Annotated in this window: 21 protein-coding genes; 15 read left to right on the top strand and 6 right to left on the bottom strand. The window is 43.2% G+C overall.

Annotated elements, in window-relative coordinates; all coding sequences use genetic code 11:
• The first annotated feature begins 4 nt into the window (after nt 1-4).
• From ACST14_RS08395 to ACST14_RS08355, 9 genes are all read left to right on the top strand, one after another.
• Nucleotides 5-1105, top strand: a complete 1101-nt coding sequence (locus ACST14_RS08395) for a Wzz/FepE/Etk N-terminal domain-containing protein (RefSeq protein ID WP_459462527.1) — start codon at nt 5-7, stop codon at nt 1103-1105.
• Nucleotides 1106-1408: 303 nt separating this feature from the next.
• The gene (locus ACST14_RS08390) at nt 1409-2047 is read left to right on the top strand and encodes a type IV toxin-antitoxin system AbiEi family antitoxin domain-containing protein (protein ID WP_459462525.1); all 639 of its coding nucleotides are present in this window, start codon (nt 1409-1411) and stop codon (nt 2045-2047) included.
• The gene (locus ACST14_RS08385) at nt 2044-2895 is read left to right on the top strand and encodes a nucleotidyl transferase AbiEii/AbiGii toxin family protein (RefSeq protein ID WP_459462523.1); all 852 of its coding nucleotides are present in this window, start codon (nt 2044-2046) and stop codon (nt 2893-2895) included. Before ACST14_RS08390 ends, ACST14_RS08385 begins: the two co-directional genes overlap by 4 nt.
• Nucleotides 2896-3004: 109 nt before the next feature.
• Nucleotides 3005-5464 (top strand): polysaccharide biosynthesis/export family protein, encoded by a 2460-nt coding sequence (locus tag ACST14_RS08380; protein ID WP_459462521.1) that lies wholly within the window; start codon nt 3005-3007, stop codon nt 5462-5464.
• Complete coding sequence (locus ACST14_RS08375) at nt 5464-6480, top strand: hypothetical protein (RefSeq protein WP_459462519.1); 1017 nt, start codon at nt 5464-5466, stop codon at nt 6478-6480. The genes ACST14_RS08380 and ACST14_RS08375 overlap by 1 nt, the downstream gene beginning before the upstream one ends.
• Nucleotides 6480-7199, top strand: coding sequence for a hypothetical protein (locus tag ACST14_RS08370; protein WP_459462517.1), 720 nt, complete (start codon nt 6480-6482; stop codon nt 7197-7199). Before ACST14_RS08375 ends, ACST14_RS08370 begins: the two co-directional genes overlap by 1 nt.
• Complete coding sequence (locus ACST14_RS08365) at nt 7192-7884, top strand: glycosyltransferase family 25 protein (RefSeq protein ID WP_459462515.1); 693 nt, start codon at nt 7192-7194, stop codon at nt 7882-7884. Before ACST14_RS08370 ends, ACST14_RS08365 begins: the two co-directional genes overlap by 8 nt.
• A 1-nt stretch (nt 7885) precedes the next feature.
• Entirely contained in the window at nt 7886-8707 is an 822-nt protein-coding gene (locus tag ACST14_RS08360) for a hypothetical protein (RefSeq protein ID WP_459462513.1), read from the top strand.
• Nucleotides 8707-10158 (top strand): flippase, encoded by a 1452-nt coding sequence (locus ACST14_RS08355; RefSeq protein ID WP_459462511.1) that lies wholly within the window; start codon nt 8707-8709, stop codon nt 10156-10158. The genes ACST14_RS08360 and ACST14_RS08355 overlap by 1 nt, the downstream gene beginning before the upstream one ends.
• Here ACST14_RS08355 and ACST14_RS08350 read toward each other — a convergent pair.
• Nucleotides 10129-11019, bottom strand: a complete 891-nt coding sequence (locus tag ACST14_RS08350; protein WP_459462509.1) for a glycosyltransferase — start codon at nt 11017-11019, stop codon at nt 10129-10131. The genes ACST14_RS08355 and ACST14_RS08350 overlap by 30 nt on opposite strands.
• A gap of 36 nt (nt 11020-11055) precedes the next feature.
• Between ACST14_RS08350 and ACST14_RS08345 the strand changes: the two genes are divergently transcribed.
• Genes ACST14_RS08345 through ACST14_RS08330 form a run of 4 tightly spaced genes read left to right on the top strand, consistent with a single transcriptional unit; the run spans nt 11056 to nt 16258 of the window.
• Nucleotides 11056-12624 carry a capsule assembly Wzi family protein gene (locus tag ACST14_RS08345; RefSeq protein WP_459462507.1) on the top strand — a complete coding sequence of 523 codons (1569 nt, stop codon included), beginning with the start codon at nt 11056-11058 and terminating at the stop codon, nt 12622-12624.
• Nucleotides 12618-14255 (top strand): capsule assembly Wzi family protein, encoded by a 1638-nt coding sequence (locus tag ACST14_RS08340; RefSeq protein WP_459462505.1) that lies wholly within the window; start codon nt 12618-12620, stop codon nt 14253-14255. Before ACST14_RS08345 ends, ACST14_RS08340 begins: the two co-directional genes overlap by 7 nt.
• On the top strand, nt 14242-15504 hold the full coding sequence (locus ACST14_RS08335; RefSeq protein WP_459462503.1) for an O-antigen ligase family protein: 1263 nt from the start codon (nt 14242-14244) through the stop codon (nt 15502-15504). The genes ACST14_RS08340 and ACST14_RS08335 overlap by 14 nt, the downstream gene beginning before the upstream one ends.
• A gap of 46 nt (nt 15505-15550) precedes the next feature.
• Complete coding sequence (locus tag ACST14_RS08330) at nt 15551-16258, top strand: WecB/TagA/CpsF family glycosyltransferase (RefSeq protein ID WP_459462501.1); 708 nt, start codon at nt 15551-15553, stop codon at nt 16256-16258.
• Here the strand turns inward: ACST14_RS08330 and ACST14_RS08325 are convergent.
• Nucleotides 16233-17621: an undecaprenyl-phosphate glucose phosphotransferase gene (locus ACST14_RS08325; RefSeq protein WP_459462499.1), complete on the bottom strand. Its 1389-nt coding sequence runs from the start codon at nt 17619-17621 to the stop codon at nt 16233-16235. The two genes, ACST14_RS08330 and ACST14_RS08325, sit on opposite strands and share 26 nt — an antisense overlap.
• Nucleotides 17622-17677: 56 nt before the next feature.
• Between ACST14_RS08325 and ACST14_RS08320 the strand changes: the two genes are divergently transcribed.
• Nucleotides 17678-19201 (top strand): capsule assembly Wzi family protein, encoded by a 1524-nt coding sequence (locus tag ACST14_RS08320; RefSeq protein WP_459462497.1) that lies wholly within the window; start codon nt 17678-17680, stop codon nt 19199-19201.
• A 61-nt stretch (nt 19202-19262) separates the two neighbouring features.
• Nucleotides 19263-19529, top strand: coding sequence for a PEGA domain-containing protein (locus tag ACST14_RS08315; RefSeq protein WP_459462495.1), 267 nt, complete (start codon nt 19263-19265; stop codon nt 19527-19529).
• Here the strand turns inward: ACST14_RS08315 and ACST14_RS08310 are convergent.
• The 4 genes from ACST14_RS08310 to ACST14_RS08295 form a co-directional block, all read right to left on the bottom strand.
• Nucleotides 19526-20653 (bottom strand): trans-sulfuration enzyme family protein, encoded by a 1128-nt coding sequence (locus ACST14_RS08310; protein ID WP_459462493.1) that lies wholly within the window; start codon nt 20651-20653, stop codon nt 19526-19528. The genes ACST14_RS08315 and ACST14_RS08310 overlap by 4 nt on opposite strands.
• Nucleotides 20650-21384, bottom strand: coding sequence for an LPS export ABC transporter ATP-binding protein (gene lptB, locus ACST14_RS08305; protein ID WP_459462491.1), 735 nt, complete (start codon nt 21382-21384; stop codon nt 20650-20652). The genes ACST14_RS08310 and lptB overlap by 4 nt, the downstream gene beginning before the upstream one ends.
• A 582-nt stretch (nt 21385-21966) precedes the next feature.
• Nucleotides 21967-22506 (bottom strand): hypothetical protein, encoded by a 540-nt coding sequence (locus tag ACST14_RS08300; protein ID WP_459462489.1) that lies wholly within the window; start codon nt 22504-22506, stop codon nt 21967-21969.
• Between the two features lie 20 nt (nt 22507-22526).
• Nucleotides 22527-22733, bottom strand: coding sequence for a helix-turn-helix transcriptional regulator (locus ACST14_RS08295; RefSeq protein WP_459462487.1), 207 nt, complete (start codon nt 22731-22733; stop codon nt 22527-22529).
• Nucleotides 22734-22798: the final 65 nt, after the last annotated feature.

Raw genomic sequence — 22798 nt, 5'->3', positions numbered from 1 at the left:
CTCCATGTCTAACTTAGAAAAGAATCAAATAGAAGATAACGGGGAAATTTCGATCAATTTTGGTGAGATATTCCGCACGCTAAAGTCCTATCGAATTTTAATAGCATCCTGCGCTGTGTTATTTGCGGCTTTAGGGGCCATTTATTCATTGACACAGCCGAATGAATATAGTTCGAACGCGAAGCTTTTGCCGGAATTAGATTCTAAGTCTGGTGGTGCGGGAGGAATGGGGGGCTTAAAATCCTTAGCCGGTCTTGCTGGCGTTGATCTAGGAGGAAGTTCTTCTGGAGCAGAGGCCATTCGCCCGGATTTGTATCCTAATATTGTTCAAAGTGCTCCGCTATTGCAAGAGGTATTAAAAGCAAAAATCTATAGTACGAAGTATAAGAAGTGGCAAACGGTTTTAGAATTTTTATCGGAGAAACAAGACACAGCTCCATTGGATTTAGGGGGTGATCCTTCTGAAGACGATGAAGTTTCCGACGTAAAATTAGATAAGGTGCCCTCTAGTGCCCTATCTATTGATTTAATCAAGTTAAATAAGAAAGAACGATTTGCAATAAAAAAACTGAGGGCTTCTGTTGTGCTGGAGATCGATAAAAAATCGGGTGTGATTTCATTAACGACTAAATTAACGAATGCGGTAGCTGCGGCTAACATTACTTCCCTGATTCAACATTACTTAACGAAGTATGTGACGGATTACCGTACTCAGAAGGCGAGACAAGAGTTAGCCTTTTTAGAGAAAAGATTAACTGAATCGCGTGCGCGTTATGATCAAGCTTTATTTACACTGAGTGCCTACCGCGATCAAAATATGAACTTGTTCTTGAATGTGGCGAAAGACCGGGAGAAGAAATTACAATACGAGGTTGATATGGCTTACAACTTGTACACCACCATCAGTAGTCAATATGAAGAGTCGAAAGTAAAATTACACCGCGAGACGCCTGTATTTAAGGTCTTAGAGCCCGCTCAGGTAGCGGTACAAAAGGATGGGCCTAAGCGTAGTTTGATTACAATCGGGTTTATGTTTGTGGGGGTGTTTGCGGCGTTGATATATGTGTTTTTTAAGACGGTGAATTTGAAAGAATTACTAGGGTAAGGAGGAGAGTCGCCTACGGCTTAGTCACGACTGCGTCGTTTAGTCATCGCTCTGCGATTTAGTCGTCACTACGTGACTTAGTCGAATTAATAAAAAGAAGCTCGCTGGAAGGGGGGCTTTTTTGTTAGGGGGATTATCAGTTTGTTGATAGGGATGGCTTGGCAATTTTGCTACCTTTATTTCTGGAAAGACGAAGTCCTAGGCATGCTATTTTTCCGAATTATAAATGAATATTTGACATATAATGTTAAAAAAAACAATATAATTCGGATTAATTCCGAATTAATAAATTAAATTTGGCATATGGATGTCAGAACACTTTTAGTAGAATATGCCGAACAGCCCATTAGCACGCAGATTCTACTTACTATATTGAAGGACTATAAAAGGCCCTATGATAAAATCATGGAATTAGTGAATCAGGGAGATCTAATTCAGCTAAGAAAGGGGCTTTACATGATTACTACTTCAATAAGTACGAATAGACCGGAACCTTTTTTAATTGCAAATCATTTGTTTGGCCCTAGTTACGTTTCACTAGATTCAGCTTTGTACTATTGGGGTTTTATTCCAGAGCGTGTTTTTGAAATAACAAGTGTCACGAGCAAAATTGCTAAAAGATTTATAGTACAAAACACGGTGTTTAGCTTTACCCATTTGCCTTTGACCTATTACCCGCTTGGGATAAAATCAATAAAATTAACAGATGAACAAACCATTTTAATTGCAAGCCCGGAAAAATGTATTTGTGATAAAGTGCTGACTACTTCTGGTGTAAATCTGAGAAGTAAAAAGCAAGCGATGACCTTTCTGGTAGAGGACTTACGAATGGAGAAAGATCGCCTTAGGGAGTTGAATTTAAGAGAGATGCTTAAGTGGTTACCTGTTTGCCCTAAACGGCCAAGTATTAAAAATCTAATCGAAGCGATAGCAGAATTATGATCAAGGAATGGATTGAATCTTATGAGCCTAAAAATATTCAAGACACCGAACAGGCGTTACGAGAAATAATGCAGGAAATTGCTTTGGCAGGCTTATACAGAGCAAATTTTTTCAAACATGCAGCATTTTATGGAGGCATCGCACTTAGAATTTTTCATAAGCTGAATCGATTCTCCGAGGATTTGGACTTTTCTTTATTACAAAAGGACATGGAATTTCAATTCGACTATTACTTTAAATCAATCGTTGATGAGTTTCAGTCGCTGGGCATAAAGGTAAGTTTGAATCAAAAAATAAAGTCCACGATTTCCTCCATTGATTCTGCTTTTCTAAAATCAGATACGTTTTGGAGTGAATTGATATTTGAAGATACGATTCCTCAGATTAAACTCTCGATAAAGCCAAACATTAAAATCAAGTTGGAAATAGATACTAATCCGCCACTCCAATTTGGTACAGAAAACAAACTCCTGACTAAACCATTCTCGTTTTACGTAAACTGCCTAACCCTTCCAGATCTATTTGCAGGTAAAATGCATGCGCTACTTTTTCGCAAATGGAAGACAAGGGTTAAAGGTCGCGACTGGTATGATTTGGAATGGTACATTAAAAAAGGAGTGAAACTTAACCTAAGCCATTTTTGCCAAAGAGCTATTGAAAGTGGAGACTGGTCTCAAGAATCAATGACAAAAAATCAATTGCTTGATTTACTTGCGTTGAAAATTGCAACCTTAGATATTAATAGGGTAAAAGAGGACGTAATTCGATTTATACCTAATCCACAAGATTTAGATATTTGGTCAAGAGCGTATTTTCAGCAAGTCTGTGAGAAGCTGGAAGTAAATTAGTAATGCTGTTTTATCTCCCTTTGAATAAATTAACCATCATCTTATAAAATAAAATAGTAATTTTATAGACTGGTTTTCTGTCTTCGGACTTGACCTAAATAAAACAGAGATGAAAGCATTACGCCTACTTATATTATTGATCTTGGCTATTCCCGTGTTCGCCCAGGATATTCCCGTGGATATTAATAACATCAGTGATCAGCAATTAGCGCAGATTATGGTGCGTTATCAATTGCAGGGAAAGGCGCCTGAGGAAATTGAACAGGTTATGAAATTAAAAGGACTTCCACCAGAGCAAATTTTAATTTTAAATCGGAGAATAGCTGAAATGGACCCATTAACTGGGGTTTCTATGAATTCTTATAAATCCAAAACTAGAGATGAAAATTCCGTTCCTCGTAAAAAAATAAAAATAATTCCCCCCTATTCATCCGCAGATAATCTATCCGCTTTTTCAGGAGATAAACTTTCCGTTTTTGGAATGGAAATTTTTGATAATCAAAATTTAAGTTTTGAGCCTAATTTAACCATTTCCACCCCTCGTAATTATGTAATCGGTGTGGGGGATGAATTAATTATTGACATTTTTGGATTAAGCGAAAGCACGAAAAAATTGAAAGTAACTACGGAGGGTTATGTACGTTTCCCTAACCTAGGTCCCATAAAAGTAGCAGGATTAACGATCGAAGAGGCGCAGGCCAAAATTCGCGAAATGGCAATTAAAATTTACACCACTATTTCGGGAGGTGGTACGAAAGTGCTGGTTTCATTGGGACAATTGAGATCAATACAAGTCACTTTAGTGGGGGAGGTTAAAAGACCAGGTAATTATACAATATCCTCATTATCTACGCTGATGAATGCTTTATATGCATCTGGTGGCCCCTCTGAATTAGGGTCTATGCGTAAAGTTGAATTAGTTAGAAATGGTAAAACGATAACCATATTAGATATTTATGACTTTTTATTTAAAGGGGACTTATCTAAAAATAAATTACTTCAAGATGGGGATGTGATTAGAGTAGGAAACTACGAATCACGTGTAGCGGTTATAGGTGAGGTAAAAACGAATGCATTTTTTGATGTTAAGAATGGGGAAAATGCGGCTGATATTTTAAAGTATGCAGGTGGTTTTGCAGATGGGGCTTTTAAAGAGCGTGTCCGTGTGAAGCGAATGGGATCGACTGGTTTCGAAGTTCAGTCTGTGAAAGCAGATGGATTGGCTGCATTTAATTTACATTCTGGAGATACCTTGGTGGTGGATGCTTTGGCAAATACTTATACAAATCGTATCATTATAGACGGAGCAGTGTATTACCGAGGGGAATATGGTTTGAACGAGTTCTCGAACTTGAAAGATTTATTGTTAGCCGTTCGTGTGAAAGAAAATGCGTCTACAGATCGCGCGCTATTAAGTCGCTTGAATCCGGATTTAACACCGGCGATGTTGCATTTTAATGTGAAAGATGTGCTGACTGGAAAGACGGAGATCCGCCTGCAGCGGGAGGACAAAATTCACATTTATTCATTAGCTGGTTTGCGCGAGAATTATTCTGTGACGATTAATGGCGAGGTGAATAGTCCAGCTTCGTTTGTCTTTGCGGATAACATGCGCGTGCAAGATTTAATATTATTAGCGGATGGGTTTAAAGAGGGAGCCTCTCGTTCGCGTATCGAGGTTTCGCGTCGTCTTTCTTCTAAATCTACATCGGATACAACGGCCTATTCTATTATTCAAACGATTGATTTAGGGTCTTCTTCGGCGGAGGATTTGAATTTCGTTTTACAGCCTTTTGACATTGTTTCCGTGCGTAAATCGCCTTCGTATCGTTCTCAGATTAGCGTTTCAGTGGAAGGTGAAGTATTGTATCCAGGTAATTATACCTTGTCTGGTAACAAAGAGCGTCTTTCCGATATCATTGCACGTTCAGGCGGTCTGAAGCAAACGGGCTATGCATCTGGGGCCGTTTTATTACGTAAGACGCGCGTGAATCAGACAGCGGCTGACGAGGCCTTGTTCTCTTCGAAAATAAACACGATTTCGAATCAATCTAAGCGTAGTTCGAATAACTCTTTTGCGGCCACTGATACGGCTAAAATCGCCTCGAATGTCAATGGTTTATTAGTCGACCAAAAACCGGTAGGGATTCGTCTTTCCGATGCGATGGCGCAACCAGGGTCTTTATACGATATTATTTTAGAGGAGGGCGATGTGATCAAAGTGCCTAAGTTAACACAGACGGTGCAGACTTTTGGTGCGGTTAACGTACCTCGTCAGGTCGCTTACCGAAATGGCTTAGGTTTCCGCGGCTTAATCTCTGAATCAGGCTGGTTCGCACCTAATGCATCCCGCCGCTATGCCTATATGGTGCGCCCTAATGGCGAAATCAAAACGACGAAAAGATTCCTATTCTTCCGCTTCTACCCTAGTCTAGAGCCAGGTGCGGAGGTATATGTTCCTGCTAAGAAAGATAAAAGACCTGTATCCACACCAGAATACATTGCTTTGGGCACTGGTTTAGCTTCTTTGGGTGGTTTAATCATCGCACTAATTAACACGGTGAAATAATGTCAGAAAAGAAAACAATCGTGCTAGGGGATGTCATCGAATCAATTAAACGATTCTTTGGCTATTTGCGCTCTCAGTTTTTATTAATCATTGCGTGTGGTGTTATCGGTTTAGTGCTTCCATTAGTCTATCGTGCCATGCAAAAGCCCGCTTATGCGGCTTCTACAACCTTTATTTTAGAAGAGAAATCAGCGACTGGCGGAGGCTTGGCGGGAATCGCTTCTCAAGTGGGTTTAGACTTAGGTAGTTTAGGTGGTGGTTCTAGTTTGTTTACCGGTGATAATATTCTGGATATCATCAAGTCCCGTGTGATTATTGAGAAAGTGCTATTAACGCCTATTTCGGGAACTTCAGGAAAGACATTAGCTGATTTGTATTTGGAGTTCTCTGGAATGGGAGAGCGCTTGCCTGCTCCGGTTTCTTTTGCTGCTGCGGCTTCTGCACATTCCGTGTACCAAGATTCTGTTTTGTATGTGATGTATGAGCAAATCGCCAAGAAAAACGTGTCGGTGGATCGCTTGAACAAGAAAGGGTCCATATTTAAAATTGTGACGGTGTCTCAGAACCAAGTGTTCTCGAAGAACTTCGCAGAGCGTTTGTTAAAAGAGACGACAACGTATTATGTGAATGTAAAAACGAGTAATGCAGCAGCAAATGTGAAGCGTTTGCAGGCACGAGGAGACTCTTTATTGCGTGTTTTGAATGCGAAGTCCTATGCGACGGCATCCTTTCAGATTCTCGATCCGAATGTGGCCTTTAAATCCATGTCTGTTCCGGCGGAAGTGAGCTCCCGTGATAAATCAATCGTCTTCAGTATCTATGCAGAGGTAACAAAGAATTTAGAGATGAGTCGCATTGCCCTTGTTTCGCAGACGCCAGTAATTCAGTTATTAGATGTGCCCAAGTACCCACTAATGGATGACCGCAAGTCCTATCTTTTCCTAGGGCTGGTCGGTTTTATCGTGGGTATTTTCGCTGCCATTGTTCTTTGCCTCTACCTTTATACGGATAAATAATGCGGCGGGTGTTTCTTTTGCGCGCTTACGGAGATTTTACGATAGCGGCGCAAGGTCTAGCGCCTTTGGACGAGATTGTTGCTTCTCTGCATTTGAAACCCTTGTATGAGGCGCTTATTTCTCGAGGATGTATTTCGCCTCGCGCTATTTCCTTCGTTGATTTCGGGATTTCGGGATCACAATTAAACCTATTTACTAATCGGGACTTTTTGCGTATTGACACATTTCGTCAATTGTTGAAAATCAAGAAATACATCAGCGCAAATCCTGGATATACTGACTTTGTGGAACAAAGTGCACGATTAGGGCTGATGAATTTCTGTACGGGTCATACTTTTCAGGCCCTTTTCGAAACGGGGTCTCCTGTTTATGCGGCTTATGGCTTATCGTCACGAGGCCTCGGCAAAAGAACGGGGAGCATTTTGATATTTCCGGATGCTCGATTGCAAAAAAGGGAGATTCCATATTCGATCTTAGCTCAGATTGAAGGTCGCGTAGTTCGTTTCGGAGTAGATTACAAAAACTTCGAAGAGTTAATCGGGCTGATTCAAGAAGCAGATTATATCTATGCAGCGGATTCCCTACCCTTACACCTAGCCTACTTATGTCGCAAGCCCCACTATATTTTATATCCAGAGGGCGGCAAGCTTGACTTCTTTACGCCTGATGCTTTAGCTTCTGGATCTTACAGCACGTTTAATCAGTTTACTTATGTTTAAGCGCGCCTTTGTCATTTTTGCGGAGCATGAAGTAGAGCGTCTTACGCACCTAGAAACGATGCAGGCCGTCGTGCCTGGATTAGAGGTGGTGGAGCCTGTGTTTCCTTCGCTTGTGCATCTTCCCTTTTTAGATCGTTTAATGGAAAAATCTCAGGAGAGGACTGGAAAGGCTTTGTTACCTACCGAGATCGGGGTAATCTTGAGTCATCGGAAAATTTGGGCTAATATCGCTCGAGATAAAACGAAGGAGCACTTTCTAGTGTTAGAATCTGATAGCCGAATCATAAAGCCAGAGCTTTTAAAAGCAGAAACAGCGGAAAAATACGATCTATTTTTCTGGGGAGCGTGGAACGGATATGTTAGCTTAAAGCGATCCACTGTTAAGAATGGAGTGGGGGAACCCTTAATCAAATCGGTTTACGGAGCTTATGGTTATTCCTTGAACGCGAAAGCGGCGGCTTATTTATTGAAAAAAACGGCTCGCGTCGCTTATCCGGTGGATATGTACAAAAACGTTGTTGACCCTTTGGCCTTATCCATCGGAAGCATCGTACCAGAAGTAATTTCCACCTGGAGAACTTCGGATTCCTTAATTCGAACGGAGAGTCGCCTGCATTTATGGACCGCTGAATTAATTCGGATGATTTTCTATTGCCGAAACACGATACAATCGTACTTTTGTTAACATGAGTCAACCAGCTTCTATCGTAGCCATTACTTGGGACGGGAAATCCAGCCCCATGGACCACATCCATTTCGATGCGGAGCCTGCTTTCGATTGGTTACTCTATGACTACAGTGGCGAGGTAGCGGAGGCCCCGATGCCTACAAAGCACTATATTTCCCAAAAATCAGAGTGCAAGGGCGATGTGATGCAGCATATTTATGCAAAACTGCAGTCAACGCCCTTAACCTATATCGGTTTTTTAGATGACGATCAAATCATTTCTGTATCGGATCTAAACAAGCTTTTTTTCATTGCCAACTTAGAGAAATTAGACGTATTTCAGCCCAGCCTGAACCACGATTCTTACTATAATTTGCGTCAATTCATTCACAAGCCGGGCTATTTAGTCCAAGAATCTTGGTGGGTGGAAATCATGTCCCCATTCTACAGTGAAGCCGTTTTTCAAGCTGCGGGACCACATTTCAAGCATTCGATTTCAGGCACAGGTTTAGATGTCTATTTGATTCCCACGATTCAACGCTTGATAGGAAAGACTAAAACAGCGGTAGTGCATGGGGTGCAATTAAAGCATGCACGACCTATTAGAACAGATAACCGCGTATTCTCGAATGGGAAGACCAATTTAGAAGAGATTCGCTATGTGCAAGGAGTTTGCCGTGCGATGGCCGCGGAAAAACCGGAGCTTTTTGACTCGGCATTTCATTACCAAGTTTTAGATAGACGTTATGTGCATGGGGTGCCTTTGGCCTATAAAATCCAACGCATTCCCACCATGCTGCGTAACCTGTATAAACTCATCGTAGACGCTAGTTACCGCTAATGGAGACTCGGAAAAATGTCTTTTATAACGTTTTACTGGCAATTACGCAGGTTTTATTCCCGCTGATTACCTTTCCTTATTTGGCTCGAACCCTGGGTCCGGAGCACGTGGGGGTATTGAATTTTGCGGAGAGTTTTGCGAAGTATTTCGTTCTTCTCGCCGCACTCGGCATCCCTATTTATGGGGTTCGCGAAATCGCCAAAGTAGCTTCCGACCGCGTTCAATTAACAAAAACCGCCACCGAAATTTTCATCATCAATGCCCTAGGAACCTTACTTTTAAGTGTGATTTTCCTTGTTTTTATTGCGGCATTACCGCAATTAGCCGCGGAAAAATCTTTGTTCCATTGGGCTTTGGCCTATTTTATTCTTCAGGTCTTCCAATTAGAATGGTTTTTCTCAGGAATGAATCAATTCAAATTCATCGCCATTCGATCGCTGGTGATTCGCCTCTGTTTCATAGCCGCCGTGTTTTTACTCATCCGAAACACGAATGATTACGTGAATTATTTCCGGATGCAGGTAGGCTTAGCAGTCATTTTAGCGGCTATTAATGGGAAACGTATGTGGGACTTATTGGATTTCGCGAGCCTCTCTTTGAAAAGTTTAGAACTGAAAAAACACTTGAAGCCGATGGCTTTGTTGTTCCTGACCATCTTCACGATCTCGGTATATTTCTCGTTGGATACAATTTTATTAGGCTTTCTTGCGAACAACGAGAGCGTGGGTTACTATTCGTCCGCATTGAAATTAAACCGTCTTTTCATCGGGGTCTTAAGCGCTATTTCGGTGGCGATGTTTCCCGGCTTAGTGAGTTTATACCACAAGGGGGAGAAAGAAGCCTTCGTATTGCTCGTGAAACAGTGTTTTTATGTGCTGGTGAGTTTAGCGATGCCTTTAGTACTAGGGATCATCACTTGTGCCCCAGAAATTATCCATATTTTGCTAGGAACGGCCTTTGATCGAGCGATCTTGCCCTTGCAAATTACGGCGCCGCTGATTCTGATTATCAGTATGTCCGGGATTTTTGGCTTCCAAATCCTCAGTGCCGTAGGCAAGGATAAATCCATCCTCATTTCTGCGCTGATCGGGATGTTCGTCAGCATCGTTTTGGCCTTTCTATTAGTGCCTGTCTACCAGGAAAATGGCGCAGCGATCACGATATTATTGACAGAACTAGCTGTTTGCATTGCCTTCGTTTTCTTCACTCGAAACGAAATATCGCTATCAAATTATACGCTGGTCTTTTTTCAACAATTGCTCGGCTTACTCCCTTATGTAGGAATTGTGCTCTTATTTAAACTGTTCGTTCCTACCCTTTTATTGCGTTTATTGGTAATCGGTGTGTTTTCCCTAGCTTGGTTTGTGGTGTTGCAATTGTTTATTTTGCCGGATACCATCTTCCGCGCGCAGTGGAATCGCTTAGCGGACCACCTTCATAAAGAGGAATAAACTAGCGCGCAGCTGGAAATAGGTCTTACCATATTCGGCATACAGATCGATCTGGTTTTGAATTTTCTCCGTCTGTATGTAAGGCAATGTCAAGTTCGTGTAAAGCCTCTTCATGGACTCTTTCCAGGTTTTATAATCCTTCATCACAGGAACGCCATCATACAAAGCGAAGTTGAAATCAAGTAATTGAGCTCTGTCGGCTATTTTTCCACCCACCTGTTGGTTTGCATGAGTTCTGTACTGAAAAAGTTTCTCTGGGTTTGCCTGGAGGGCGTTCTTAGCGGCAAAATAAAGACCAATCCATCCGTCGTGTAACAGTCCGGGAATCTGTGGGATGTCCTTTTGTAATAATTCGGAATCTCGTTTAAAAGCCAATCCGGCACCCGTCACTACATTATCCACGCGTCTCTGGAAATCCCCTAGTTCGACTTTGTCAAAAGGAAATCCGATGATGTCCCATAAAGCTATCCCGGCTTGTGTATTTCCTGTTTTATCAATAATGTCTGCATTACTAAAAACGGCTTCTGCGGCTGGATTTTGTTTGAAAAATACAAGCGTTTTCTCTACTTTGTTTGGCAACCAAACATCGTCCTGATCCGCCAAGAAAATAATATCTCCCGTCGTCAGGCGCAGGCATTGCTGCATATTCTGTACCGTACCTAGGTTTTGCTCGTTAAAATGAAGCTTTATTTGGGGATATTGTGCGGCATATTCTGTTAAAATGGCACGAGTTTCATCAGTAGAACCATCATCACAGACGATAATTTCTTGAATGGGAAGACTTTGGCCTAAAATCGAATCCATCTGCGCCTTTAGATAAGCCGCACCCTGGAAGGTGATCATGGATACAGATAAATTCATAACTTTGTTAAATTATCAAAAATAGGACGATATTCAATGAAATTGCGACTCATAATTTTTTACAGCCTGCTGCTTTCGTCATTTTTATCGTTCGCCCAAAACGCCATTCCCATCGGATTCTCCGAAATTGATGAACAAGTCCGCAACCTGCAATTACTAGGCAAAGTAGACGCAAATCAGTCGATGCTGGCAAGACCCTTTTATTCTACGGGCAAACAAAGTTATCAAGATCTCTATCGGTTAATCGATCCCTCCGCTAAAGATTCTATTAAGAGCTTTAAAAAAGGGCTATTTCAGGCCATTTTATTGCCTGCTTCTTTGAGCCAAAAACTAAATACCTCTCGTCCATACGGCTGGAACGACCAAGCGATGTCTAATTCAACGGGCTATCAAATGCAGGCGAGTGCCGGTATTTATGCCCGATTTAGCATCCTGCATGTGCAGTTCAAACCAGAATTTGTACATACCGCTTCAGGGGATTATGAGACAAGTGATGCCTGGGGTCAGGTAAATCCCTCTTTAGATCGTGTAAGCCTAGGACAATCCTCCGTTCGCTTAGAGGCAGGAGGCATTTCGTTAGGAGTTTCGAATCAGAATCTTTGGTGGGGGCCAGGCCATTATTCGTCCTTATTGATGACCAATAATGCGGCAGGCTTCTTGCACTATAGTTTGAATACGACTCGTCCATTGAAGACACCGATCGGAAGTTTTGAGATTCAATTGATTTTGGGGCGAATGACGCGAGATTCCCTACAAGGCTTTGAGAATAACTTATTGAAACAACGCGATCTGTCTGCTAATCCAAAGAACCGTCAGTACAATGGGATCATTTTGACCTACCAGCCGCGGTTTATGAAGAATGTGTTTTTCTCTGCCTCTCGGTCCTTTCAAAACTACGACGTGGATCGGCCTGGTGCAAGGTTCATGAATACCTATTTACCCGTACTGAATAACTTGTTTAAGAGCGATTATAATGACGATACGCTTAGCAAAGACCAGATTTTGAGTCTTTCCACCCGCTGGTTAATGCCCAAAAATCATGCGGAAGTCTACGCGGAATTTGGCTATAATGATGCCAAACAAAATATCCGAGACCTCTTACTAGATATGTCTCATTCTGCGGCTTGGGTGGTTGGATTTAAAAAGCTTCATCCCTTAAATGCGCGTTCGTTTATTTCCCTACAGGCGGAAGCGACAAAGATGTCAGAAACGCCGTCCTACTTAATGCGCGGTGCGGGAAATTGGTACGAACACGGTCAAGTATACGAGGGTTTTACGAATAATAACCAGATTATCGCGAATGGTATTGGTCATGGAAATGATGCACAATCGTTTGCGCTCAGTTGGAATCAGGGATGGAATAAAATAGGCTTGACTTTTCAGCACGTGGCTAATCGACCGACCACTGTCACCGGAGGGAATGCCGTTTCTACACGAAATGTCAAGTGGGATGACTATGCTTTTGGATTACAAGGAGGCTATCGCTATAAAAAATTATTGTTTACAGGGGATCTGAAGTGGGTGAATTCCAACAACTATTTATGGGAAAAAGATCATTCGAAATCGAATGTATACGCCTTCATTAATACGATTTTCTTATGGTAAAGTACGTCCTAGGCCTCTTATTGCTTACTACCTCGGTCTTCGCACAGACGACTTTGCTCGATGACATTAGTCTGCAGGATGTGCAACGGAATGCGCAATTATTGAATGGGGCAGATTCTTCTAAGTACGCGAATCAATCGTTTATGATTCGATCGACGTCTCGTTTTCAGGAATTGGAATCATTGGAAAGTGATAAGTTCAAGTTACAAGGCATTTCTCTGCGCCACACTTCTCAAAATAATAGTAAGATGCCCTTCGGCTTTAACGAAGGAACGATGTATCCGGCAGTCGGGTTTCAACGTCGCTGGAGTCTAGGCGTGCATTTTACGTGGAAATTTCTCGATGTGAACTTGCAGCCTGAATGGGTATTAGCGGAGAACTCGCCCACGGTTCCTTTCGCGGGAAGTCCGCAGGATGGGAATTATTGGACGAGGGTTTTCTTTTTGATTAATAATAACATTGATCATTACAGTCATTTTGGGACAGAGCCGCTGAAGACCTTTTTCCCAGGGCAATCTCGTGTCGCTTTGCGATTAGGGAATGTGGCGGTAGGTGTTTCCACAGAGAATAATTGGTGGGGTCCTGGATTTAGAAATAGCCTTTTAATGACGAATGAGGCCTCCGGATTTTTACATTATTTTGTCCAAAACAGAAAACCAATTAATACTCCCATCGGGAAGTTGGAGGGAAAAGGAATCGTAGGGATGCTAGAAAACACGAGCCTCCTTTCGCCGGAAGACAAGAACTTCAGACCTATTTGGGCAGGAGGTATTGAACGCAAGAACAGCTCAACTCGGATGTTGAAGGCCTTTATCGTGAATTGGCAGCCTAAATGGGTGCCTAATTTCTACCTTGGCTACTCTTTCGCACACCAAAATTACTTCGAAAACGAAGGACCTCAACCGGGTAAGCCATTTGTGGAGAATCCTAAAATGCAGCTGGGGGCTTTCTTGTTCCGCTTTGCCTTGCCTAAGGACCATGCGGAATTCTATGCGGAATTAGGTCAACCGGATAAGGTGGTCGGGCCGGCCAGTTTTTTCGGGGATTCCACGAAGACGGGTTTTGTGATAGGGGGTCGGAAGTTATTTCCTTTGGGCAAAAAACAGAAATCCTACCTGCAATTAGGCATCGAATTCACGCAATTACAATTAATGGATCCGGGTATGGTGATCGACAATACGCAACCTGGCGGCGAACCACTTCGCAACAGCTGGTACACGAGTACGCAGATGCGCCAGGGCTATACCCAAAACGCGAAACTACTGGGAGCATCCATCGGGCCAGGGTCGAATAGCCAGAACATTTATTTGAGCTTTCACCGGGGTCAAAGTCTGCTGCGATTGCACGCGGAACGGTGGGCTAAGAACAACGATTTTTATGTCTACCAGTATTACGGATCAGGCTACGAAAACCGGTATTGGGTAAATATCATGTTGGGGGTCGAAGCCCAAATCGGAATTACCAAGAATTTGCTTTTAGGGGGGTCTTACTTACAAACCACGGTGAATAATTTAGGCTGGGTGCGCATCGAAGATGAAATCGCAGATTGGTCAGAATCGTCCACGAAGTCAGATTACATGAACCAGCAATGGCAGGTATCGCTTAAATACAGTCTCCATGGACGCCGTTAAAAAGCTCTATTTGCAGGCTTATTGCCTCGTTATGGCACTTTATGTGTTTTTTAACAAGGGGATTGCCTACAGTTTTTTGGCGGAGGCGCTCTGGGCTGGGGGATTCATTGTGCTGTTTTTGACCCGCAAACAATATGTCTTTGGCTGGGATAAGCGGACGAAGATTTTGGCCTTTTTTCTTTTTGTTTCGCTGGGATACATCGGCTGGGGATTGCGCTCCTATGCGCTTTTTGATGTGATTCGCGATTCGTTTGTGATACAATACGGCTGGTTTGCCTTTTTCGTGTTTTTGTTCAAGGATTTGCGTGCGCAATTGTGGGGATATATTATTTTGATCTACACCTGGTTCCCCTTTTTCGCCTTATTGAATTTTTACCTCCAAAACTTCTCCGAATTCTTCGAGAAATTCATTCTCTTCGGTTCTGTTCCCTTCGCCCTCTATAAATACGGAGATATGGGGGTACATTTATTAATCTCTTCTTTAGTGTTGATGCTGTATTTGAACCACCGATCGATTCGTTTTCAGGTAACGATGGCGGTGGCGATACTGTTGAATTTATTGATCATCACGGCCTATTCTCGTTCGGGAATGCTCGCTTATCTGCTTAGTTTAGGCCTCTTTGTATACTATACGAAGCGGGAGGAAATGCGGGTTTTGTTCAAACAATATGCGCGCTATTTACCTATTATCTTGTTGATTGTTTTGCCTTTATATGCGTCCATTAAAGTGAAAGAAAACTTTCAGGGGCGAAAGGTGGGTATGGAGCAGCTGGTGGAAAATGTGGGCTCGATTTTTGGGGTGAGTAAGGATGCTACCTTGGATCAAAACAAGTTGTGGAGACTCGTGTGGTGGGCGAATATTATTGATTACAGTATCACGCCGGAATATGCGTTGCAAGGCAAGGGATTAGGGATGAGTCTGGCGGAGAGTGATGACGTAGTGACGGAGATTGACGATTTGCGTTCGCCGCATAATTTCAATTTGACGATTTTGGCGCGTTTCGGATGGCCTTTGTTTTTATTGTGGGTTTATTGGCTGGTTTGTCTGTTCAAACCGATGTTTAAGCGGCAATTGAACGACCAGCAGCTGATGATTTCGTGTGTTTTGTTCACTTTTTGGTTAAACGGAAGCTTCGATGTATTCCTAGAAGGACCTATGGGCGCTTTCCCGTTTTGGACCTGGGTTGGATTGTATTTTTTAGGGGATTTCTTCCCAGAACCGGAACTAGAGACAGATGCAGCATCATAAGGTTGACATTCTAGGCACCCCGGTTTCCTCGCTGACGATGGACGAATTGTTCAACGATTGGGAGCGGGTGATTAAGGAAGGCCAAAAAGCTCAGGCGTGTATCACTCCCGTGAATTCGATTTTGGCGGCGCGCGCGACAGCGCGCGTTCAAGCGATCTATAGGAACGCGGATTACGTTCTTTGCGATGGAGTTCCCGTGAAATGGGCCTCGGAGTTCCTTGGAACACCTATCAAGGAGCGGATTACGGGTCTGGATGTATTGCCAAAGGTATTTCCGTTTGCGGCTGAGCAAAACTTTACGGTATTTTTGCTCGGCGCCTCTCCCGGGGTAGCGGAAACGCTAAAAACCACTATGGAAGTTAAATACCCTAGCGTGAAGATTGTAGGAACCTTTGTCCCGCCGTTCAGAGTGGTGTTTTCACAGGAAGAAAACGAGCAGATGATCGAGGCTATTAATGCGGTGAAGCCCGATATTTTGTTGGTGAGTTTGACGGCGCCGAAGCAGGATATCTGGATTGCTGAAAATTTATCAATGCTAAACACGCATCTCGCGATCGGTATAGGCGGCGCTTTCGAAGTGGCCGCTGGAATGATTAAAAGAGCGCCAATGTGGATGCAAAAATCAGGATTAGAATGGCTTTATCGCTTCCTGCAAGAACCTAAGCGGATGTTCAAGCGCTATTTTATGGAGGCGCCCGTGTTCATTCCGCTGATAATAAAACAACGTTTTAATACGCGTTTTGATCGCCCCTAAAGAAGTTAATGACGGTTTGAAGGATGATTTGGCAATCTAACCAAAACGACCAGCGGTGAATATAACTCAAATCAAAGTCCACGCGTTCCTGCATATCTTCCGTCGTGCGCGTTTCCCCTCTACAGCCATTCACCTGCGCCCAGCCACTGATTCCCGGCAAAACGATATGGCGCAACATGTAATTATCCACTGTATTCATCGATTCGATATTCAATGGAGTAGGGTGTGGTCGCGGTCCCACGACAGACATGTCCCCTAATAAAACATTCCAAAACTGCGGAATCTCATCCAAGTTCGTCTTGCGTAAGAATGTCCCAATGCGCGTAATTCGAGGGTCACCTTTCTGTGCCTGAAGGTAATTGCCGTCTTCATCCATATCCTCACTTTCCTGCACCATCGTGCGGAATTTATAACAAGTCAATGTTTCATTATTTAAACCCCAACGTTCTTGTTTGAAGAAAACGGGACCTTTAGAGGTTATTTTTATCAGCAAGGCGATAAGTGGGAATAGTATTAGGCCAAAGGTTAGCATAAATACGAGCGAAAAAACGACGTCAAATGCGCGCTTTAAAATTCTATTTTCCATTCGGTCCAGCGGCAAGCGCCCCACATTTACCACGGGTACTTGACCGATGGTTTGAATACTAATAGAGGACGTAGCATATTGTTGGAAATCTGGTAAAATACGGACTTTGGTCCGATAATAATCACAAATACTAATGCAGCGCTGAATGGTCGAATAATCATCCGTAGGTAAAGCAATCACGACCTCATCGATAAAGCGAGATTTTAAAATGAGGTCCAGCTGGCTAATTTTCCCCAAATAATCACAGCCCTGAATGTTATTCAATTCATCGTCGATGATTCCCTCGACTTTATAACCGTAGTAATAGTATTTCTGAACAGTATCATAAAAGTTCTTCGCAGCGGCAGTCGCCCCCACTAACAAGACTAAATCGTTCATACGCCCTTGATAGAAGGCAGCGTGGCGATTCTTACGTAAAATATACTTGGTAACAGCGGCTAAAACGAAATTAGAACCGATGAAATAGACAAAAAAGCTAAAGTTATAGATCCCGGTCGGCTTCAAAAAGAAGAGACTCGAACTGAGCAAAATCGTAAATAAAATCAAGTGATAAACGATGAAAATAATCTCCTCTGCGAACTTATTGGAGCGTCTATCGGCATAGAGTTTCGAAAATGACGAGACAAAATACCATATCACGATAGCAAGAATACCAAAGATTGGATTCCATTGATCTAAGTGACCTAAACTCCAAAGCGCTGCGAAATAAGCTGCGATAACCACGAAGGCATCATTCACGTAGCGAATTAGTATAAATCTATTAGTCTTTTTGTTCATGGAAATCTTTATTACTCAAATTTACAAATTGCGCGCATTCCTACCTAAATTTGCCCATGCTTAAATGGATCTTTTTTTTCTTTTTGACCACACATATCTTTGCGCAGACGGTTCCCGTGGGCATGCAAGATTTTTCGGAAGAGCGTATACGCAATCAGCAACTAATTTCTAGGGCGTCTTATTCGTTTACTATAAGGCCGGTTTCGGATTCTTCCTCTTCTCGTATTCTGCCCGCCACTATCCTGACTTCTTATAATTCCGATGCTCCTTTGGGCTGGAATGACGCCGCGATGATCCCCGCGCGAGGCTTGCAAACTTATCTAACGGCTGGTTTTTTTCTGAAATACAAATCCTTGAGTTTTCAGTTAAAGCCTGAGTTTGTTTATGCAGCGAACCCTTCGTTTGAGACTTTTTCCTTGCAGGGATCTTTGCGCGCGCCTATGCTCGTTTTATGGAATAGTACGGATATTCCCGAGCGTTTTGGGACGTCGACGTATACTCGTTTTCGTTTAGGCCAAAGCGCCCTCCGCCTCTCTTCCCGCTCCGTCTCTGTCGGCATATCCACCGAAAATCTCTGGTGGGGCCCAGGTTTCCGGAACTCATTACTCATGTCAAATAACGCCCCGGGTTTCTTGCATGGTACATTCAATAGCGTGAAACCTTTGAAGACTTTCCTCGGATCTTTTGAATTCCAGCTAATAGGCGGTCGACTGGAAGGCTCCGGAGTTCAGCCTTCTGCGTCTGATTATATCGTAAATGGGATCAATTATTTAGAACCCAAATCCACCGATTCACGCTACATTTCTGCCGTAACATTGAATTACCAGCCTCGCTGGATTCCCGGTTTATTCCTCGGTTTTTCTCGTGCTTTCCACATTTATACGTCTGATATGGGCTCGGGCTTAACCGACGTGTTTCCTTTTATTCTGCCTTTTGAAAAGAAGCGCATTCCGTTCGAAGATGAAAAAAGGCGCGATCAATTGGCTTCCATTTCCGCGCGTTGGGTTTTCCCGGCCTCTAACCTGGAGGTCTATGGTGAAGTGGGTTGGAATGACTATCCAAATAGCTTAATTGATTGGTATCTTTCTTTAGAGCATTCCAGGGCCTATTTATTCGGTCTGCGCAAAGTTTTCCCTCAGTCGCCAGGGCGCTATGTTCGTTTTGCTTTGGAAAATACCTCCATGGAAATGACCGCAGATCGGATTGTTCGCAATAACGGTCCCTGGTATCGCCACGACTTTGTACGTCATGGTTATACAAATGAAGGCAAGGTTTTGGGTGCTGGCATAGGGCCTGGATCTAATCTACAAACTTTCGACCTCGCTTTCGTTCGCCCATTTTCTGTCGTGGGCTTCAGTATTGAGCGTTACGCACATAACATGGACTATTTTTATGATGCCTTTAAGACCTATGATTCCAAATGGGTGGATGTGAATTTTGGTGGATATTACCAACGCCGCATCGGTTCTTATGCTTTATCTGCAAAATTGAATTTTGCGCTTATCCGAAATTACCAATGGGTATTGGATAATGTCAAACTCAATACCCAATTACAATTATCAGCAACTCGATATTTTTAGCCCTCAGGGTACAGATTCATGTATTTTATGGTAAATTTGAATAATTCATTCAACACCTATCATGAAAAATTTTGTTATCTTATTGTTAATCAGTGCTTTAAGTTCATTTGTTTCGCCTGCTACTAAAACTATTTTAGTCAAATCTGACCCAGCTGGTGCAGAAGTTATATTAAACGGTTACTTCGTAGGGAAGACTCCTATTGAAATTAAGATTGATGAGAAGCAATACAACTTCATCTCAGTCTCGAAGTCAGGCTACAAACGCCAACGTGTTGAACTCAAGGGAGTTAATAAAGAAATCGAATTAAAATTAGAGAAAGATCTCTAAATTGTCTGTAGGGCTTGTTCCAAGTCCGCCCACAAATCATCCACATGTTCTAAGCCGATCGAGAAACGTAATAGGTTTCCCGGAGTCGTACTTTGAGGCCCTTCGATGGACTTGCGGTGTTCCACTAAGGACTCCACGCCACCTAAGCTCGTAGCTTGTTGAAAAATCTGCAGTTTGCCTGCCATGTTACGGGTTTCTGTTTCTTCCGCTTTAACTTGTAGAGCGATCATACCACTAAAACCTTGTGTCATTTGCGCTTTTGCCAAAGCATGCTGCGGATGTGATTCCAATCCTGGGTAATGTACTTTTTCTACTTTGGGGTGTTTCTCTAGGCGTTTAGCTAGTTCCAAAGCCGTCGCGCTATGCTCGCGCATTCTCAGTGGTAGGGTTTTTAATCCCCTCGCTAATAAGTAGCAGTCCAAAGGATTAGGCGTCGCCCCCATCAATATCTGTACGCGCTCAATACGCTTCGCCCACTCATCCTCCTCCTTTACCAGCACTGCGCCTCCCATAATGTCGGAGTGGCCACCAATGTATTTAGTCGTCGCGTGCATCACGATGTCCGCGCCAAGTGCGATGGGGTTTTGTATAATTGGTGTGGCAAGCGTATTGTCTACGCCTAGCTTTAGTCCGTGTTTTTTAGCGATGGTTGCGAGGCCTTTGATGTCTGTTAAGCATAGCATCGGATTCGCCGGCGTCTCTGCCCAGATGAGGTTGGTATTTTTCTGAACGGCTTTCTCTACTTTCGCTAAGTCTGTCATATCCACTTGCGTTACTTCTAAACCCCATGGGCCTAGAATTTCTTCTGCCAGTTTATACGAGGCATAATAGCCTACTTCGGGCATCAAAATGTGGTCACCGGATTTTAGGCATTGGAATACGGCGTTGACGGCGGCGAGGCCTGAGCCGAAGGCGAAGCCTCGCGACGCCCCTTCTAAGGCCGCCAGGCCTTTTTCGAGTGCAGTTCGGTTAGGATTGGAGTTGCGGGAATACATGTGGCCTTTTGGATAAGTTCCATCCAAAGCCCGTTCAAAAGTCGTCGTCAAATAAACCGGCGCCGCAATCGCCCCCGCCGTTTCATCCTTCAAATGACTCCCATGTACCGCAATCGTCTCTTTTTTCATCGCTGATTCTCTTTCAACTTAAAGTTTTTACCTAAATACAAACGACGAACTTGTTCGTCATCCGCTAATTCTTTCGGCGTCCCCGCCTTCAAAATCTTTCCCTCAAAAAGCAAATAAGCCCGATCCGTAATGGACAAAGTCTCATCCACATTGTGATCCGTAATCAAGATTCCAATATTTCTATATTTCAATTTCGACACGATCGCCTGAATCTCCTCCACCGCAATCGGATCGACTCCCGCAAAAGGCTCATCCAACAAGATGAATTTAGGATCCACCGCTAGCGCCCTCGCAATCTCGGTACGCCTACGCTCCCCACCAGAAAGCACTTGCCCCAAACTCTTGCGCACATGTGTCAGCGAGAATTCTTCGAGCAGACTTTCTAATTTTTCTTTTTGCTCTTCTTTAGACAATTTCGTCATTTCTAACACCGCCAAAATATTATCCTCCACACTCAATGTCCTAAAAACCGACGCTTCCTGCGCTAAATACCCGATGCCTAAACGCGCGCGCTTATACATAGGCAAGTCAGTTACGTCCAAATCATCTAAGTATACCTTGCCTTCATTCGGCTTCACTAATCCAGTCGCGATATAAAAGGAGGTGGTCTTTCCAGCGCCATTTGGCCCCAAAAGTCCCACAATTTCCCCTTGCGCCACCTGATACGAAATGTGATCATTCACTAATCGCTGGCCGTATTTCTTGACTAAATTCTCTGTCCGTAAAATCATGCCTTAAAAATACGAATAATTTCGATGTTTTTGCGCTTTGCTTTTTCGCTCACGTTAGGGTTTACACCCACTAAGGTTTCTGATTGTTCAGAAACGCCTTGTGGTGAAATAAATCGTTTGGGGGCAAACTCGATTTTCAGGTATTGACAGATGTTGTCAATAAGTGGGGGAAGCGTTTATAAAGATAGTATGGGAAGTGTTTATAAAGACCTAGCACTAAAGTCGATTTTAGCATATTGACAAAAGGTGTCAATACCTGAAAATGCCTTACAGTACCTTGAAGTTATTTCAACACTATGCCGTTTACAGCGCATAGAGGCCCTCTCAGGACTAAGCCGCAGGCGACTAAGTCACGCAGTGACGACTAAATTGCGAAGCAATGACTTCGCGAAGTGAACTGACTAAGCCGCAGGCGACTAAGTCACGCAGTGACGACTAAATTGCGAAGCAATGACTTCGCGAAGCGACCTGACTAAGCCGTAGGCGACTAAGTCACGCAGTGACGACTAAATTGCGAAGCAATGACTTCGCGAAGCGACCTGACTAAGCCGCAGGCGAGACTACTCTTCTGACCACTAGTGACTAGCGACTAGTGACTGCACGAAGCACTACCCCGCTAACCGAATACCGCGTAGGCGAAGAAAACCATCGCAAAGCTTGAGAACCTGCAATAGTATAGGAGACGACGCGACCGGCGACTAGGTGCATGGAGAGTTTTTTGGACGTCAGGTATACTAAATTCTCTGAGGAAATATCAAATTCAACAGTAGAAGGGCGACCTAAAGAATCTAATGTCACCATAAAAGAACGCACGGGAAGATCCTCGCCTTTTTTTAACAAATATAGGATGAGACCAGGGGTCGAGCGATCCTCATAGCTAAGGGCGAATGCGGGCTTATTTAAGTCGGCTTCTTGGAAGAGGGCCCATTCTTTGGCCAAATCCACCTGAACCGAATCAATCACTTCTGTGTTGCCGTCTAGAATAACGGTCTTTTTTACCGAAATGGGGGAAGATGATAGGCGGGTCAGCTCTTTTTTCCAGTCGTAGAAATGAGTGGCCGGTTCCGGAGAACTGGTACACGCAATGAATGTGAAAAAAAGTAAAATGCTGAGGCGAATCATCCCCCCAAAGGTAGAAATTTTTAAGCGGAGTACACATCCTCAATGGGAATCTTCAAGACCTTAATGAGTAGGTAAATTTTCGTGGCGTTCGGATAATGTTTTCCAGATTCCCAATAATTGTAGGCGCTTTGCGAAACTCCGACCGCGGTGGCGACTTGTGATTGTGTCATCCGTAAAGTCAAGCGAGACTTGATTAATACGGTTGAAAAGACGTGTTTGGTTTTCATAAATATTTAGTGGTTAATTTTATTTTTGATAATATTCAGAGAATAAATGCAAAAACAAAACTTAA

The organism is Aquirufa sp. A-Brett2-15D (assembly GCF_054558735.1).
Note: the sequence above shows the minus strand (reverse complement) of the source record. Positions and strands in the feature narration are given on the sequence as shown.